The following is a 15788-nucleotide window of genomic DNA, read 5'->3' as shown; positions in this document are numbered from 1 at the left end:
AAGAAGCTAAATTGTTACGTTAGATTTGTGGAGTTGATCGATAACTTCAAACGTGGAGAGCTTATCGAAGACAATCTTTACGGGTGGTTTTGGCTGGACTGTTGGTGAGACTTTGGTCGTAGTTCTACGTTGAGAAACCAACTTTACTTTTATTGACCGGCGGATCTTAAACTCTAAGATCCGCCGGTTATTTTTTCAGACTGATTCGGAATTGTTTATTCAACCCGCACTTCCCCTGTAATCCCTTTCAGGCTGCCGGGGACTAACTCGTATCCCATGACATATTCCGCCGGAATGCTCTTGTGTGTCAGTCCGAAATCAGCGATCGACTTAAAGCCGAGCCGGTGATAGTAATTCGGATCGCCGCACAGGAATGCCGCCTTATATCCCATCTCTTTGCCGAGTTTCAGACCTTCCCGCATAAGTGCGCCGCCGATACCCTTGCTTCGATATTCCAGGGCGACCGAAAGCGGAGCAACCAAGAGGACATCGAACCGGTTGCCGTCCGGTTGGGTGATATACGTATTGGTCAACATGATATGACCGATCAGCTTGCCACCTTCTTCAGCTACCAGCGCCAGTTCGGGAATGTATAATTTACTGTTATTCCTTAGATTGACAGCGAAATCCTGTTCATCCCCGTCACTGACTTTCGCCGTTTCGAAGGCCGTCCGGATCAGGTCGTAGATAGCCGGGTGATCTTGCTCCGTCTCTTGTCTGATGATGTATTCCATAAATTACCAGGGAGTGAGCGTCACATTACGGAACTCCACTTCTTTCCCTTCGCTCTGCAAGCCGATGTAACCGTCTTTCTGCTTGTTCCATCCCGTGTTTTGGTAAACGCCGTTGATGTAGACGTTGATCTTACCGTCTTTCACGTAGATGTTGGCTTCGTTCCACTCTCCGGCAGGCTTCTCGCTGCTGGGAGCGTTCTTTTTCACTACCGGGAAACCAGGACGAGGTTCGCCGGGCTTGCCTTGATACTGTGCCAGGTCGGAACCGCCCAACAGGACGAAATCGCCGGCGCTGCCTAACATCAGGTTACATTCGATGCCGTTCGGGAACGGATTCTTCGGGTCGGCGATCAACAGGAAAATACCGCTGTTCGCACCCTGGTCACCATTCGGCCAACGCCATTCCACATGCAACTTATAGTTGTCGTATTTCTCTTTCGTGTACATGTAACCGAAAGGCTGTCCTTTGATCTTGATCACACCGTCGCCTACGGAATAGACCTGTTCAGCCGGAACGGAATTTTTGTCGACGACAAAGTTCCAGTTGGAAAGGTCTTTCCCGTTGAACAACTTGATTGTTTTCTGTGCGTTTGCATCGCTTCCGAAACAGAGGAAAGCAGCAGCGATAGCCGCCATGCAGAGCATTCTTTTTTTCATGGTTCTAAATGAATTATATGGTAATTAATCAACAATAAGTTTACGGTAACGTACGCGCTTAGGCTCTGTATCTCCGCCCTGTTTGCGCTTGTATTCTTCATATTCGGAATACGTTCCTTCATAGAAGACCACATTCGAATCGCCTTCGAACGACAAGATATGCGTACAGATACGGTCGAGGAACCAACGGTCGTGAGAAACGACAACGGCACAACCGGCGAAGTTTTCCAAACCTTCTTCCAGTGCACGCAGCGTGTTCACGTCGATATCGTTGGTCGGTTCGTCCAGCAGCAGCACGTTGGCTTCAGCCTTCAGCGTAATGGCGAGATGCAGGCGGTTGCGTTCTCCACCTGACAGGACACCGCAAAGTTTTTCCTGATCGGCACCTGCAAAATTGAACCGTGACAAGTAAGCACGCGAGTTGATCTCTTTTCCACCTACGCGAATAAATTCCTGTCCTCCGGAAACAACCTGGAAAACGGTCTTTTTCGGATCGATATCTTTATGTGTCTGGTCGGCATAACCTACTTTCACGGTTTCACCCACTTCGAATGTACCTTTGTCGATGCTTTCCATGCCCATAATCATCTTGAACAGCGTTGTCTTACCGGCACCGTTCGGACCGATCACACCGACGATACCGTTCGGAGGAAGCATGAAGTTGAGGTCGTCGAACAACAGTTTCTCACCGAATGCCTTCGCTACATGCTGTGCCTCGATCACCTTATTACCCAGACGCGGACCGTTCGGGATAAAGATTTCCAGCTTGGCTTCGCGTTCTTTCTGGTCCTCGTTCAGCAACGCTTCGTATGAGTTCAGACGAGCCTTACCTTTGGCCTGACGGGCTTTAGGAGCCATGTTGATCCATTCCAGCTCACGCTCCAGTGTCTTGCGGCGTTTGCTGACCTGCTTTTCTTCCATAGCCATCTTCTTCGTCTTCTGATCCAGCCAGGAAGAGTAATTGCCTTTCCAGGGAATACCTTCGCCACGGTCGAGTTCCAGAATCCAGCCAGCCACATGGTCGAGGAAGTAACGGTCGTGCGTGATACAGATCACCGTACCCGCATATTGCTGCAGGTGTTGTTCCAGCCAGTCGATCGACTCGGCATCCAGGTGGTTGGTCGGCTCATCGAGCAGCAACACATCCGGCTGCTGAAGCAACAGGCGACACAGGGCAACACGGCGGCGTTCACCTCCTGACAGCGTATCGACTATCTGGTCTTCGGGCGGGCAGCGCAGGGCATCCATCGCACGTTCCAGGCGGCTGTCGAGGTTCCAGGCATCGGTTGCGTCGATCTTGTCCTGCAATTCTGCCTGACGGGTGATCAGTGCATCCATCTTGTCGGGATCATCCAGCACTTCCGGATCACCGAATTTTTCGTTTACTTCTTCGTATTCTTTTAATGTGTCTACAATATCCTGTACACCTTCCTGTACGATCTCTTTCACAGTCTTGCCAGCTTCCAGTTTCGGGTCCTGTTCCAGGTAACCTACCGAATAGCCGGGCGAAAACACCACTTCTCCCTGGTATTCTTTTTCAATGCCTGCGATGATTTTCAGCAAGGTTGACTTACCGGAACCGTTCAAACCGATAATACCGATCTTGGCTCCATAGAAGAAAGACAGATAAATATTCTTCAATACTTGTTTCTGGGGCGGGAAAGTCTTACTCACGCCAACCATCGAGAAAATAATTTTCTTATCGTCTGCCATATTAATTAAAGTATGTTTATTAATTTTTTTCCAGGACAAACTTACGGAAATATCTTCAGATTCGAAAATAATATCTTATATACCCGATGATCTTTCTTTTGTATCTGCTGATGCAGTCACATAATGACGTGATTCGGCTGTTTCCTGCTTTTTGTTGGGTTGGCCGGAAGGGCAGATAAAGGGTGTCAGGCTTTTGCAAATGGTAAACATCTGGAGTGGTGCCAAAAGACGGAGTGAAAATATTGTATCTGTTATGTGCAGTAAGCCAGTGTGTTCTGAACTTTTGGTAGAAATTTATGTAAAAAAGTTATTGGAATATTTGCATAATATAAAACAACCCTCTATCTTTGCACCCGCATTACAGAAGTAACGCACAGGATGATTCGCTAGCTCAGCAGGTAGAGCACATCCCTTTTAAGGATGGGGTCCTGGGTTCGAACCCCAGGCGGATCACTGAAAACAAAAGAAAAATCAAGCAAATCCCTGATAATCAAGCATTATCGGGGATTTCTTTTTTCTAGCAGGTGGCAGAAAATAGCCGTTTCAAGCATATTATCGGTGGATAAATCGTGGGACTAAAACTTAATCGAAAAAAGTCCCACGAATTTGCATATTTCTCACTGATTCATAGTATTTTGCGTAGCACTACTTTGGAAGAGAATACATAGTTTTGTAACTCTAAAAACGATGTAAAAATGGCTAGAAAATCATTTTCGGTTTTGTACTTCATCAAGAAAGGCAAATTATTAAAGAACGGAGAAGCACCCGTGTGCATGAGAATCACTGTAAATGGCTGTATGGTAGATATTTCTATCAAAAGAAGCTGCCCTGTGAACTTATGGAATCAGGCAAAAGAAAACTCAAAAGGTAAAGACCGTATGTCGGTGGAACTGAACCACTACTTGGAAATCACACGTTCACGCATACACCAAATTTATAGGGAACTGGAAACTTCCGACAAAGTTATCAATGTCGATCTGGTGAGAAAGTTGTTTTACGGTGTAGACGAAGATAACAAAACGCTATTGCAGGTATTCAGAGAGCATAACGAACAAAGTCGTAAGTTGATTGGCAAAGACTTTGTAAGCAAGACCGTTCAACGGTATGAAACCACTACCCGATATTTGGAAGAATTTATCAAGAAGGAATATCAGCTTTCAGATATTGCCTTGAATAATTTAGAAGCGAACTTCATTTCTAAGTTTGACGCTTTCTTGAAGATTGAAAAAGGTTGTGCGCAGAACTCTGCTATCACCCGATTGAAGAACTTGAAGAAGATTATCCGCATTGCCTTGGAAAACGACTGGATTAAGAAAGATCCATTTGCTTACTATCGCTTTAAGTTGGAAGAGACTGATCCTGAATTTCTCACAATGGATGAGATTAAAATTATTCTCGCTAAAGAGTTCACCATTAAGCGAGTAGAGCAGGTACGGGATATTTTTGTCTTTTGCATTTTTACTGGCTTGGCGTTCAGTGATGTGAAAGACTTATCGCCTGAACATTTGGTAAGGGACAATAAAGGGGAACTTTGGATAAGAAAGAACCGCCAAAAGACAAAAATCATGTGTAATATTCCTGTGTTGCCTGTGGCAGCTTCTATACTTGACAAATATAAGGATGTGGCAGAATGTACCGGAAAACTATTACCTGTATTATGTAATCAGCGCATGAATAGCTACCTCAAAGAAATTGCGGATGTGTGCGGAATTCATAAGAATTTGAGCACACACACCGCTAGACACAGCTATGCCACAAGCATTTGCCTAGCGAATGGCGTAAGTATGGAGAATGTAGCTAAGATGTTAGGTCATACAGATACCAGCGTAACAAAACACTATGCACGGGTACTGGATCAGAATATTCTAAAGGATATGCAGAAAGTAAATAGCTGTTTATCGGAATTGGCTATATAAATAATGTAGTAACCAATATAGAAAAAAAATTGGGAAGAATGAATTTCATTTTCTCAATCCTTTTCTTTTAAAGTAAGTTTTCCAGAACTCAATATGAAGCATTGACAAAGGTAAGTTCCGTATTTAGCCTGTTCAAGTCCAAGCCCTACGGGTTTTTCTAAAAATCTTCCTCTCCATTACATTCCGAGCGTATTTTTAGAAAAAGACTTGCACAGACTAAATACTTCACTGGAAAAGTCAATGATTCAAATTAAATTCCGAAAAACAATGTTTTCGAGGGTAGCAGAGCAAGTACTTTTTTTGTTAGGATATACCTCAAATGACTTTCTCGTACAGTTTAAACCAATCCAGCCCATAGTTACCGAGTCCTAAGTCTACGGTATCAATATATTCAAAACCACATTTCTCATATAGAGAGATTGCCGGAAGATTATTCTCGTAAGCATCTAAGCGGATAGATTTAATGTCTGATTGTAAAGCCAATTCAAATGAGTAATCCATTAAAGCCCGACCAATACCCATTTTCAGGAATGAAGGATGCACAACAAAAGTACGTATTACAAAAATATGGCTGTAGTCTGTATCGACCTTCCACCTTGCATTATTATAGGCTTCTTCTGGCTGGTGGTCTAAGATAATAGAACCGACAATTTTTTCGTCATACCTGACAACGTAAAGAGTATTATTCTGTATTCCATCGACTGCACATTCACGAACAGGATAAATGCCTTTTATCCATCCGGGATAATTGGTGGTAGCTGCCAGATAATCATTCAAATCATCATATAGCTTTTCTAACTCGTCAATATCGGCAGGCGTGCCGGATTCTATTACAAACTTCATAATTACAAATGTTTGGGATGCAAAGGTATAATTTCCACCTCAATAAAAGAGATTTCTTTTAAAGATAGTGGAAATCATACTCTTTAGTTAGTTATTCCTTCCAGCTTTCAAAATAGTGCTTTTGAAGCAGTTTATCAATTTCACTTTGCCGATAGATGATTTTACCCTTTATCTGAATGAAGGGTATTAATCCCGTATCTCGCCATTCTTGCAGAGTTCGTAAACTGACATTTAGTTTTTTAGAAACCTCATGATTGGAAAGAAAACGTTCTCCGTTCAGGTGGGGTTTATAGTGCTTTACGATAGTCTCAATGCCATTCAGCATTGAGTCAAGCGAAGAAATAAACTCTTTGACTTGCGGTGTATCTTTATTTATTAATTCCATGATTGAAAGATTGTTTTATTGAAATATTGATTTCAAGATTGATAGCTAATTAGTTGTATGATTAGCTGGTTGATTGATTAGTTACGCAGATAATCACCCAATGATGAAAAATTAAGTATATCTTTCACTGGATCATAATCTATGTAAATTCGTTTAGGAACAGGAGCAATAAAATACAGGCTACCTTCTTTCTGTATTTCATAAGTGGCGAGTGAAGCCTGTTTGGTGGTTTCCGATACATATATAATAGAGAGAAGGTAATCTTTGTCGTTCCGGTAGATGATAACCGTAGGATTCAGATTAACGCTTTCCCATGTGCCAACAATGGAGAACAGGTTGAAGGACGGATAATCTTCTTTAGTTCTTTTCATAAGGCATGATTTGTTTGGGTGATTGACTCTGTGTTTCGCTATCTGCAATAATTCTTTCAATATCGGAAGACTTATAATAAATCTTGCTCCCTATTTGAGAATAAGCCAGCCGTCCGCTACTTCGGTAATATTGCAGCGTTCGCTTGCTAAAGCCTAACAACAGACATACTTCCTGACTATCCAGCCAGTTTTCTACTTTTTGAGTATGAGTGCTGCACAAACTCTCTATCCGTTTGGCAAACTCCGTGAACCTCTCGCAGACATACGAGAATGTTCTCTTTTCGATGGTTACTACTTCCATGCTCTTTTAATTTTAATGGTTTATAAAACGTGTTGATTCTATTTCACCAGCAAATGAAAGAAGAATCAAGAGCCGTTTTCCAAACTGTCTGGAAGTGGTAGCATAAAGCTACTAATGTCTAACTACCTAAATGTATATATAAGAATCTGCGGAAGTTAAAATAGTAAACTCACTATCAGAACCACTTAATAAAAACAGATAAAAGAAAGCAAAAAACTAGTTATGAGCTTACATCATAGTCTATAGCCTGTTTTAATTGGTTACATTATTGTAATGCGGAGAATAAACATTATATTTACGGCAAGATATTCAGCATACAACATAGATGTGAAATGAGAGAAAGTGAAATTCTATATCCGTCACTATCGCTTTCCCAATATATTAAATATTATTGGGTGCTAAAGACCGATGAAATAGAACCAGTAATGATTCAAACTATTCCATCTGGCTGTGTACATCTTGTTTTTCATCGAGGTGACAATTTGAACATCCAAGCAAAAGGCTTACAACCAAAGAATTTTATTCGGGGACAATTTTCCGCTTACGGAAGTTTGGTTTCTGCGGGTAATATTGATATGATTGCTATTATATTTCATCCTTTAGGCTTAAACCCCTTTATACAATGCCCTATGAGTGACTTATATAACCGTTACATAGACATTGAAGATTTAGAGGATATAGAATTAAACCATCTTAAAAATTCCATTTCCAGCGAAAAAAACGTTCAGTCTTGTATTCAGTTTATCGAACTTTTTCTCATGAAGCGGCTGATTGATATAGATTACAATCACAAAAGGGTACAGAATTCTATCAGCCAAATAATCAATCAACCGCAAATAGAGGTGAATAATCTTGCTGAAAGTGCTTGTTTAGGATATAGGCAGTTTAAAAGAATATTCACCAACCATGTAGGGATGAGCCCTAAAGAATATTACAGAGTAGTCCGTTTTCAGCGAGTTCTGTATCTATTACAGAATAATCCAAAATTAGAGATTGCAGATCTGACTTATTCCTGTGGCTTTTATGATCCCTCTCACTTGGTAAAGGACTTTAAGGAGTTTTCAGGTTGTTCACCAACTCAATATTTATCTTCCCGCTCTCCGTATTCTACATTCTTTTCCGAAGATTGTAGGCTTAACGTTATCAAATCCAATCGTTTTGCATAGCTTCGCTTTGGATAAAGTCAGTTTTTTACAATTGAACGATAGGCAAAAGCCTTATTTTTGCAGAAGAATTTAAAACTGAAACATGATGCAAAAAACTAATTTTAACTATATAACCGATGGAATTGCAAAGGTTATTGAAACGGAAGAGAGGTTGTTAAACGACTTGCCTGTAGAAGTGATAACACAAACAAAAAACAGGCAGAATCGTACCATCAAGCAGATACTCGGTCATTTGATTGATTCGGCATCCAACAATCATCAACGAATGGTGCGCCTGCAATACAGCAAAGACCTGCTTTTTTTCCCTGATTATCGTCAGGATAATGACCTGTGGATAGCTCTGCAAGATTATCAAAATGCAGATTGGGTTAACTTAATCCAATTATGGAAGTTTTATAATTTACATATCATGCACGTTATTCATTCCGTAGATGTAACGAAATTAGATAATTACTGGTGTGATTTTGAAGGAACTAAGGTTACACTAAAAGAAATGATAGAGGGTTATTTAGATCATTTACACCTGCATATGAAAGAAATTCATGAACTAGCTGAAAGCACTATTCAATAAACTATTGAGTTATTTGCGACAAGTATAACATATTGGAGTATATTTCTGACTGTTAGAGTTTTGCAAAACAGAAAGTCTAAATAGAGAATGGATAAAGAACGTATGAACTACCCTAGCCCGTTATGTTTTTCCGTTGCTGCAAATAACTCTCTTTCATTCATAGAATATTTTATCGAACTCGTGAAAAAGAGTTGCCTATCAAATTTGTTTTTAGAAAAACATTAAAATATATCGCTATTTAAATAGAAATCGCTATTTTAGCACACTGAACCAATACACTCTATATGTAGATACGCGGATATTCTATCCATACAAACTTTTTGTTGTAGCAGAAAACCTTTCTGTTACTTGTTTGCGTATCATTTCCTAACATTTTAGCAATATTATTTTTAGCCCGAAAAAGGTGCGTAAATTTCTATGTTTGTAACGGATAGTTGTATTTCTTATCCTATTATGGGATTTTTATAATAACAAATATTCAAAATACAAATGAGAATCATCAACAAAAAACCAGTTCTATTTGAAAAGTCCAATCATAATATTTGGACTGATCCTTATATTCAGCAGCAAATATTAAAAAAACATCTCGATTTTCAGTCTGATGAAGCTAGCCGAAGGCAAGAATCTGTTTTAAAGATAGTGAATTTTGTTCTTAAACATTCAAAACCTAAAAGTCGTTTACTTGATTTGGGATGTGGACCGGGATTATATACGTCACTTTTTGCAGATGCAAATTATATTGTAACAGGTATTGACTTTAATAAGTCTTCAATAGAGTATGCTAAAAGAAAACGGAATGGAATAAAATACATTCTGAATGACTACATTAATGATTATCCCAATGGCAAGTACGATACTATAACCATGATCTATTGTGATATGGGAACTCATTCCGATAGTGACCGTGATCGATTACTAGATAATATATATTACTCTCTTACTAATGGCGGAACTTTTATTTTTGATGTTTTCTCGGAAAGGATAATTAGTGACAGACAGGAAAATAAAAATTGGGAATATGCACCTCACGGTGGTTTCTGGGATGAAAATGAATATCTGCTTTTGAGTCAAACATTCCATTATCCTAAGAACAAAGTATTTGCATATCAACACAACTTGGTACTCGAAGGAACAATCAAACATTTTATTATTTGGGAAAGATATTATTCAGAGAAAGAAATAACAGACATATTAGAAAAGGTCGGATTCCGCAAAATAACAATTTATAGAGATTTACTCGGTAAGAACAATTTCACATCAAGCAGTGAAATTTTCATAGTTGCAGAAAAGTGAAATGTTTGATTATATGTAACCTAGCCATTTAAAGTATAAGTGAAACGTTTCTTAGAAACAAAGTTATTCAAACTACTCTCTTGCTCTGTTAATGGCAATGAGATTGACCGTATAGAATTATCAATGGCTTATGATGATTTTGTACGGCAACTCCTTTTGTTTTGTCAGGAAGAACAGAATATTATATTATTATGCTTTGCTATAAATTACACAGTAGCAGAGGTAAAAGAATTGAATATGCGTCTAAAGGTTGAGGATGATAAATCTTCACTTGAAATCCGGTTGTTAATAATTAAGGTATTAAGTATATTAGATTCAACTTTTAAGGTGATACAATTCCGCTTGGATAACCCTGATTTATTTCCGATAAACACAGAAAATAGTTTTGACCCTGATGTGTATTTAGCTAATGATGTTGATATGATTGATATAATGGAATTGATATGCGGTTTATTTTATTCACACTCCGTAAAAAACAAGATTGGAAATCCTGTGAATTTTTCAGAACTGGCACGGGTATTTGAGAAAGGAATGAACTTTAAATTTGCAGACATATACAAGAAAAGGGATGATGTTTTTAAGCGTAAAGCCACAAAACTGACAGAGTTTCTAAATGAATTAATAATCGCTATCAAGATCGAAAGTAAAAATAGAGGGTATTTGTAAATCAGTAGCTTATCAATAATTTATAGGGGAATAGATGATCTACTCCCCTAATTTATTTGCGCCCGTTTGCTGAACTTTGCTTTATCAATCGATTGGAAATCTTAATGTTTAACTTAAAAATGAAGCAAAATGTATATAGACAACGAAGACTTTGAAAAATGGATGGAGAAGTTATCCAAGAAACTGACTGAAATAGGGCAAGACCTAAAATCTCTTATAAACACCGATAAGGTACTGGATGATAATGAAAAGATACTCGACAATCAGGATTTAGCCTTTCTGTTGAAAGTATCTTTCCGAACGCTTCAACGTTACAGGGTAAGCGGACAACTACCCTACTTTACCATCGGAAAGAAAACCTACTATCGAGCGAATGATATTCGGGCTTTTGTTCGTGAACGTGCCGACTCTCAAACCTACAAACAGTTTGAAAAAGCTAATCAATTAGAGAATAAGCCTTGAAAGCAAAAGGTAGCAGAGGAAAGAAGCCTATGTTTAGGCTATTTCTCTATGTTACCACCCCAATTTAGCAGAAACAGCTACGCCTTCCGGCTTCGCACGTTTCGCTAAATTGAGCAAGAGGGAACTGGACAAGTCCTGTTCTTCCCTCTTGCTCTGCGAGGCAAAGCCTTCGGCTTTAGCGTGTTACAAGAACACGCTGTAATAACACCTATAATAAGCATTTTCCTTTCAATACTTATTATCAGGCATTTATCTATTTATATTTCTATAAAAAAGTAATTACCATGCCAAACAGCAGTAGAAAAACGATATTTACTACCATTTCCATAGACAAGGAAACGGCAGCTTTGGTAGAGAAAATATGCAAACGCTATTCACTGAAAAAGAGTGAAGTTGTAAAACTGGCGTTCGGATATATAGACAGGGCACATATCAACCCATCCGAAGCACCTGAATCCGTAAAATCGGAACTGGCGAAAATAAATAAGAGGCAGGATGATATTATCCGTTTCATCCGCCACTATGAGGAAGAACAACTGAATCCCATGATACGGGTTACAAATTCAATCGCTTTACGTTTCGATGCAATCGGTAAAACTTTGGAAACTCTTATTCTCTCTCAACTGGAAGCCAGCCAAGAGAAACACACAGCCGTACTCAAAAAGTTAAGTGAACAGTTCTGTAATCATGCCGATGTAATAAACAACCAATCCAAACAGATAAATGCACTATACCAAATACACCAACGGGATAATAAGAAGTTGCTTCACTTGATACAACTCTATTCGGAACTTTCTGCTTGTGGTGTGATGGATAGTAAAAGGAAGGAGAATCTGAAAACAGAAATTACAAACCTGATAAATACATAAGCTGATGCACATAGACTTTGCTCCACCATCTAACGGTGCATATAATAATGCAGAAAGTTCCCGACAGTTAGCCAATTACATGGAACATGAAGATTTAGAACGGATGGAAAAGGGTATCTATACCGAAGGATTTTTCAACCTGACAGACGATAATATCTACAAATCAAAAGTTATTAAGGATATAGACACCAATATCGGGCAATTGCTGAAAACAGATGCAAAGTTTTTTGCTATCCACGTCAGCCCATCGGAAAGCGAACTTCGAGTAATGGGTAACACAGAACAAGAACAAGCCGAAGCAATGAAACGCTATATCCGTGAGGTGTTTATTTCTGAATATGCCAATAACTTCAATAAAGGACTATCCGAAGCAGATATAAAGTTCTATGGGAAGATTCATTTTAACCGTAGTCGTTCCGATAATAAGCTGAATATGCACTGTCATTTGATTGTAAGTCGTAAAGATCAAGTCAATAAAAAGAAACTGTCACCGCTTACCAACCATAAGAATACTAAGAAAGGCACTGTCACAGGAGGTTTTGACCGTGTGAACCTATTCAAACAAGCGGAACAGGGCTTTGATAAACTATTCAACTACAATCGTCAGCAAACAGAATCATTTGATTACTACAATACGATGAAGAACAGTTCTATCTCCGAACAACTTGAAATACAGAATCAAAACTTTACTGGCGAAAAGAAAAAAGAGAGATTTCAATCCTGTGAAAAAGAAAACAATATATCTTGCAATCTTGATAGCAAACAAGACAATAAATACTCTAACAATCAGCAAAATAATAGTGGCGGTGATTCTCTCTTATCAATCTTTTCATTAGATGATAACAACAACTACGATGTAACACTAGCAGAGGAATTACCAGTTCAAAAACGCAAAAAGAAAAAGCAGAGAGGAATAAGACGATAATTGATTACGAAGAACCGATATAGACTGTTACCTGATGGAGTGTTTTAAGTATTGCAAATCGCTTGTCTACCTGACTGTGAATAATATTATCGACACCCAAAGAAACAGCCGAGTAGATTTGCATCTGTTTATCAGAAAATTAAAAGTCAATTTCCACCTGATTGCCTGATTATTGCCCGATTTAGTTTTAGTAAAGAACAGATAGGATACGGAACTCGCTTTATCTGATTTCTGATAGAAGTAGCCTAGAAATACGATTTTAATAATATTTGCATAGAGTACGCCAATACTAAAAGTTGTGCATTTGCCAAGAAGTTAGTTTTTTACTCCATAGATGGTGAGAACTTCGCAATATCAACAGAGAATCTAATATCTTATTTTCCAATGGAATAAACTTAGTTGACTTTTTTCTCTGGCACAAAGGTATATTCCCTCAATCCGTTCTGTTAAATTTGTCATATCCTCATTAATTTTCGTTTTAGTGACCTCTGCCTAAATTTGTACTGTCTTGATATTAGTATGCCCCATCATTTGGCTAAGTATCTATATCGGAACACCTTGTGTAAGGCAGATGTTCGTTGCGAAAGTATGAACGGAAAAGGTAATAATTAGCAAACAGACGTAAAGCGCAGATAATTATGTGTATTTGTCATCTATATTCTATAACCGTCTACCCTTAAAAAAGAAAAAAAGAGCGTATTCAAACAGTAGTAGTGGCAAAGAAATACGTATAAATACTATTTATATGATTATTATTTTTATCCCTATTGAAATCTTTAACATTTCAAAAAAACTTTTGCATTTTTTTCTTATTTCACTAAATTTAATTTTATTCCATATCCTGAATTTTATATTATATTTCTTTTTTTCTTCTCAACAAAATGTGTTTATATGAATCTGCATTTTACAACAATCGGATATTCTTGTCTTGGTTCTTTGAATTCATCGCTAAGTATAATCGTTAGTAATATATCCAAGTTATCTATATTTATTTTAAGTCTTTCTTCTATTTTTCATGGACAAAACGGTCTGTCGAAATAAATGAACTATAGCTCCTGACAAAGCCTCTAAGCTTATTTACAACGAGGGATACCACTCCTACTTCTGTATAACTCTGAATCATTATAACCCCTAAATTACTATTATATGGCATCCAAATCTTAAAGTAGTAAGGCTGTACAGTAATTTCATCCTCTGTAATTGTATCTTCTTTATCTCGAGAGCTTGAGGTCTTATAAACTTCTTGCTCAATGCCAGTAAGTCCCCTATCATCATTCCGTCAATGATATTTATTTCAGGAATACAGTTTATAGACTTTATTGCAATGCCTTTTGTGTTGTTATTGACAAAACAAATTTCTCCTTAAAAGATTTTAAGAACCTATCTTTGTATATGTCAAACAATTTAGCCTTCTCCTTTTCTGTGCTTTCATAAATAGCTTGATGGAGCTTCTTGAAATTTGAGTCTTTCTTTTCTCCATCTCTTAAGACAATTGTATAAATCATTAATTTGAGTGTATGGCCAGCCATGTCTCTTTTTATTAGGATTATTAATCAATCTTGCAAATTTGCATTTTTTTAACTCATTCATCATTCTTTGAACTTATAATTTATCCCATTTCTCCATTTCCCGTTCTTTCACACTATCTACGATCTTAGCATATATCTGAGTCGTTTTAAGACTTGCGTGTCCTAATAGTTTACTTACAACTTCTATAGGTATACCAAGAATGATAGAAACTGTGGCAAAAGTATGTCTTGCGACATGACATGTCAACTTTTTAGGGATTCCGTAACGTTTACCTACTTGTTTTAGAACTCGGTTGGTCACCTTGTTGCAATAAACTCGAAAAACATAATCGGATTCTGAATTTATTTTATTCGGTAGAAGTTGTAATGCCTTTTGAGATAGCGGAATACTGACCAGACAGTTTGTTTTATGCATATTTATGTGTAGGATATTATTCTTTATTGATGATGTTTTTAACATTTTTAAGTCAGAGTAGCGCAACCCGGTATAGCAAGAAAACAAAAAATATTGAAGTACTTCTTTTTCTTGCTCGTCTATTATTTTATTTGAGATATAGGCATCGGACAATTTGCTCAACTCTTCTGCTGAAAGAAAATCCCGTTTCCCATCTACTTTCTTAATGGTAATATATTTGAATGGGTTAGTTTTAATAAGACCGTACCGCATGGCTATATTTATAAAGGTTCGTAAAGAGCGTAGGCTTTTGCTCACTGTATTTTCGTTATTATGAAGAGTGTACAGCATGTAATGTTGGTATTCATTGATGAACTTTTCTGTTAGATCTGCAAAGCTGATGTGTTTTCTGAATTTCAGCAGTTTAGTGATTTGAGATTTATAGCTCCACCACGATTCAGACCGCAAACGTGATTTATTTTCATTCAGATAATTGAGAATATAATCGGTGAAACTGTTTTCGGTTTGTCCAATAGACAGCATATAATCTTTAAATTGCCTTAAAGTCAAAGGAGTTTCTTCGTATACAAAGTTATCCAAAATGCATTTTAAGGCTTTCTTTTCGAAAGCTTCAAGAATCATATTATGCTTCTCGTTGAGCTTATTGCGCCGTTTCACACGTTGCTTGGTTTCCGACCAATCTCCTTCCACTATAGTTATCGAAGTGGCGATTTCTATTTTCTTCCCATGGAGAAAAGCTCTCATATAGACCGGATATAATCCTCTGCTATTAGCCTCTGCTTTCAGAACAAATTTATAAGATATTCTTGTATTCATATAGTATTGTGAAGTATTTATGAAGTGCAAAAATACGATATTTTCACATACGGGATCAATAACAAGCTTATTATGAGAAAATTAAAGTCATAATTACTTCTAATTCAGGTGTTGGGAAATCCATATCCTCTGAAACAGAATGCTGGGAAAAGTTTT

16 protein-coding genes and 1 tRNA gene are annotated in these 15788 nt (G+C 37.9%); 9 read left to right on the top strand and 8 right to left on the bottom strand.

Features of this window, described 5'->3' with window-relative positions; translation table 11 throughout:
- Positions 1 to 215: 215 nt before the first annotated feature.
- Genes DWW23_RS00100 through ettA form a run of 3 tightly spaced genes read right to left on the bottom strand, consistent with a single transcriptional unit; the run spans position 216 to position 3104 of the window.
- Entirely contained in the window at positions 216 to 734 is a 519-nt protein-coding gene (locus DWW23_RS00100; protein ID WP_075557309.1) for a GNAT family N-acetyltransferase, read from the bottom strand.
- 3 nt (positions 735 to 737) lie between these two features.
- Positions 738 to 1391 carry a DUF1080 domain-containing protein gene (locus DWW23_RS00095; protein WP_122351282.1) on the bottom strand — a complete coding sequence of 218 codons (654 nt, stop codon included), beginning with the start codon at positions 1389 to 1391 and terminating at the stop codon, positions 738 to 740.
- Positions 1392 to 1415: 24 nt separating this feature from the next.
- On the bottom strand, positions 1416 to 3104 hold the full coding sequence (gene ettA, locus DWW23_RS00090; RefSeq protein ID WP_122351281.1) for an energy-dependent translational throttle protein EttA: 1689 nt from the start codon (positions 3102 to 3104) through the stop codon (positions 1416 to 1418).
- Between the two features lie 380 nt (positions 3105 to 3484).
- Here ettA and DWW23_RS00085 point away from each other — a divergent pair.
- Together DWW23_RS00085 and DWW23_RS00080 are read left to right on the top strand one after the other, a co-directional pair.
- Positions 3485 to 3557 (top strand) — tRNA-Lys (locus DWW23_RS00085).
- A 242-nt stretch (positions 3558 to 3799) separates the two neighbouring features.
- Positions 3800 to 5020 (top strand): site-specific integrase, encoded by a 1221-nt coding sequence (locus DWW23_RS00080; RefSeq protein WP_122351280.1) that lies wholly within the window; start codon positions 3800 to 3802, stop codon positions 5018 to 5020.
- 315 nt (positions 5021 to 5335) lie between these two features.
- Here DWW23_RS00080 and DWW23_RS00075 read toward each other — a convergent pair whose 3' ends face one another.
- The 4 genes from DWW23_RS00075 to DWW23_RS00060 all read right to left on the bottom strand — a co-directional run bounded on the left by DWW23_RS00075 (position 5336) and on the right by DWW23_RS00060 (position 6920).
- Positions 5336 to 5863, bottom strand: coding sequence for a GNAT family N-acetyltransferase (locus DWW23_RS00075; protein WP_122351279.1), 528 nt, complete (start codon positions 5861 to 5863; stop codon positions 5336 to 5338).
- A 91-nt stretch (positions 5864 to 5954) separates the two neighbouring features.
- On the bottom strand, positions 5955 to 6248 hold the full coding sequence (locus DWW23_RS00070; protein ID WP_122351278.1) for a helix-turn-helix domain-containing protein: 294 nt from the start codon (positions 6246 to 6248) through the stop codon (positions 5955 to 5957).
- 77 nt (positions 6249 to 6325) lie between these two features.
- Entirely contained in the window at positions 6326 to 6619 is a 294-nt protein-coding gene (locus DWW23_RS00065) for a DUF3876 domain-containing protein (protein ID WP_122351277.1), read from the bottom strand.
- A complete protein-coding gene (locus DWW23_RS00060) occupies positions 6606 to 6920 on the bottom strand; it encodes a helix-turn-helix domain-containing protein (protein ID WP_122351276.1) in 315 nt (104 codons plus the stop codon). Before DWW23_RS00060 ends, DWW23_RS00065 begins: the two co-directional genes overlap by 14 nt.
- Before the next feature lie 332 nt (positions 6921 to 7252).
- On the opposite strand from DWW23_RS00060, the gene DWW23_RS00055 reads away from it, so the two are divergent.
- From DWW23_RS00055 to DWW23_RS00020, 7 genes are all read left to right on the top strand, one after another.
- Entirely contained in the window at positions 7253 to 8086 is an 834-nt protein-coding gene (locus tag DWW23_RS00055; protein ID WP_122351275.1) for a helix-turn-helix domain-containing protein, read from the top strand.
- 85 nt (positions 8087 to 8171) lie between these two features.
- Positions 8172 to 8657: a DinB family protein gene (locus tag DWW23_RS00050; RefSeq protein ID WP_122351650.1), complete on the top strand. Its 486-nt coding sequence runs from the start codon at positions 8172 to 8174 to the stop codon at positions 8655 to 8657.
- A gap of 489 nt (positions 8658 to 9146) precedes the next feature.
- Positions 9147 to 9950 carry a class I SAM-dependent methyltransferase gene (locus DWW23_RS00045; RefSeq protein ID WP_122351274.1) on the top strand — a complete coding sequence of 268 codons (804 nt, stop codon included), beginning with the start codon at positions 9147 to 9149 and terminating at the stop codon, positions 9948 to 9950.
- A gap of 39 nt (positions 9951 to 9989) precedes the next feature.
- Complete coding sequence (locus tag DWW23_RS00040) at positions 9990 to 10616, top strand: hypothetical protein (protein WP_122351273.1); 627 nt, start codon at positions 9990 to 9992, stop codon at positions 10614 to 10616.
- Between the two features lie 129 nt (positions 10617 to 10745).
- Positions 10746 to 11078, top strand: coding sequence for a helix-turn-helix domain-containing protein (locus DWW23_RS00035; RefSeq protein ID WP_122351272.1), 333 nt, complete (start codon positions 10746 to 10748; stop codon positions 11076 to 11078).
- Between the two features lie 284 nt (positions 11079 to 11362).
- Positions 11363 to 11947 carry a BfmA/BtgA family mobilization protein gene (locus DWW23_RS00025; RefSeq protein ID WP_122351270.1) on the top strand — a complete coding sequence of 195 codons (585 nt, stop codon included), beginning with the start codon at positions 11363 to 11365 and terminating at the stop codon, positions 11945 to 11947.
- A gap of 4 nt (positions 11948 to 11951) precedes the next feature.
- The gene (locus tag DWW23_RS00020; RefSeq protein ID WP_122351269.1) at positions 11952 to 12872 is read left to right on the top strand and encodes a DUF5712 family protein; all 921 of its coding nucleotides are present in this window, start codon (positions 11952 to 11954) and stop codon (positions 12870 to 12872) included.
- 1602 nt (positions 12873 to 14474) lie between these two features.
- Here the strand turns inward: DWW23_RS00020 and DWW23_RS00005 are convergent.
- Positions 14475 to 15632 (bottom strand): site-specific integrase, encoded by a 1158-nt coding sequence (locus tag DWW23_RS00005; RefSeq protein ID WP_122351268.1) that lies wholly within the window; start codon positions 15630 to 15632, stop codon positions 14475 to 14477.
- Positions 15633 to 15788: the final 156 nt, after the last annotated feature.

It is taken from the genome of Parabacteroides sp. AF14-59, assembly GCF_003479515.1.
Classification (GTDB): domain Bacteria; phylum Bacteroidota; class Bacteroidia; order Bacteroidales; family Tannerellaceae; genus Parabacteroides; species Parabacteroides faecis.
Note: the sequence above shows the minus strand (reverse complement) of the source record. Positions and strands in the feature narration are given on the sequence as shown.

Bases quoted from the DNA above. Each gene is read 5' to 3' on its own strand.
- DWW23_RS00075 (WP_122351279.1), bottom strand. From the start codon at position 5,863: ATGAAGTTTGTAATAGAATCCGGCACGCCTGCCGATATTGACGAGTTA.
- DWW23_RS00100 (WP_075557309.1), bottom strand. From the start codon at position 734: ATGGAATACATCATCAGACAAGAGACGGAGCAAGATCACCCGGCTATC.
- DWW23_RS00095 (WP_122351282.1), bottom strand. From the start codon at position 1,391: ATGAAAAAAAGAATGCTCTGCATGGCGGCTATCGCTGCTGCTTTCCTC.
- DWW23_RS00070 (WP_122351278.1), bottom strand. From the start codon at position 6,248: ATGGAATTAATAAATAAAGATACACCGCAAGTCAAAGAGTTTATTTCT.
- DWW23_RS00020 (WP_122351269.1), top strand. From the start codon at position 11,952: ATGCACATAGACTTTGCTCCACCATCTAACGGTGCATATAATAATGCA.
- DWW23_RS00050 (WP_122351650.1), top strand. From the start codon at position 8,172: ATGCAAAAAACTAATTTTAACTATATAACCGATGGAATTGCAAAGGTT.
- DWW23_RS00065 (WP_122351277.1), bottom strand. From the start codon at position 6,619: ATGAAAAGAACTAAAGAAGATTATCCGTCCTTCAACCTGTTCTCCATT.
- DWW23_RS00025 (WP_122351270.1), top strand. From the start codon at position 11,363: ATGCCAAACAGCAGTAGAAAAACGATATTTACTACCATTTCCATAGAC.
- DWW23_RS00080 (WP_122351280.1), top strand. From the start codon at position 3,800: ATGGCTAGAAAATCATTTTCGGTTTTGTACTTCATCAAGAAAGGCAAA.
- DWW23_RS00045 (WP_122351274.1), top strand. From the start codon at position 9,147: ATGAGAATCATCAACAAAAAACCAGTTCTATTTGAAAAGTCCAATCAT.
- DWW23_RS00005 (WP_122351268.1), bottom strand. From the start codon at position 15,632: ATGAATACAAGAATATCTTATAAATTTGTTCTGAAAGCAGAGGCTAAT.
- DWW23_RS00060 (WP_122351276.1), bottom strand. From the start codon at position 6,920: ATGGAAGTAGTAACCATCGAAAAGAGAACATTCTCGTATGTCTGCGAG.
- DWW23_RS00055 (WP_122351275.1), top strand. From the start codon at position 7,253: ATGAGAGAAAGTGAAATTCTATATCCGTCACTATCGCTTTCCCAATAT.
- ettA (WP_122351281.1), bottom strand. From the start codon at position 3,104: ATGGCAGACGATAAGAAAATTATTTTCTCGATGGTTGGCGTGAGTAAG.
- DWW23_RS00035 (WP_122351272.1), top strand. From the start codon at position 10,746: ATGTATATAGACAACGAAGACTTTGAAAAATGGATGGAGAAGTTATCC.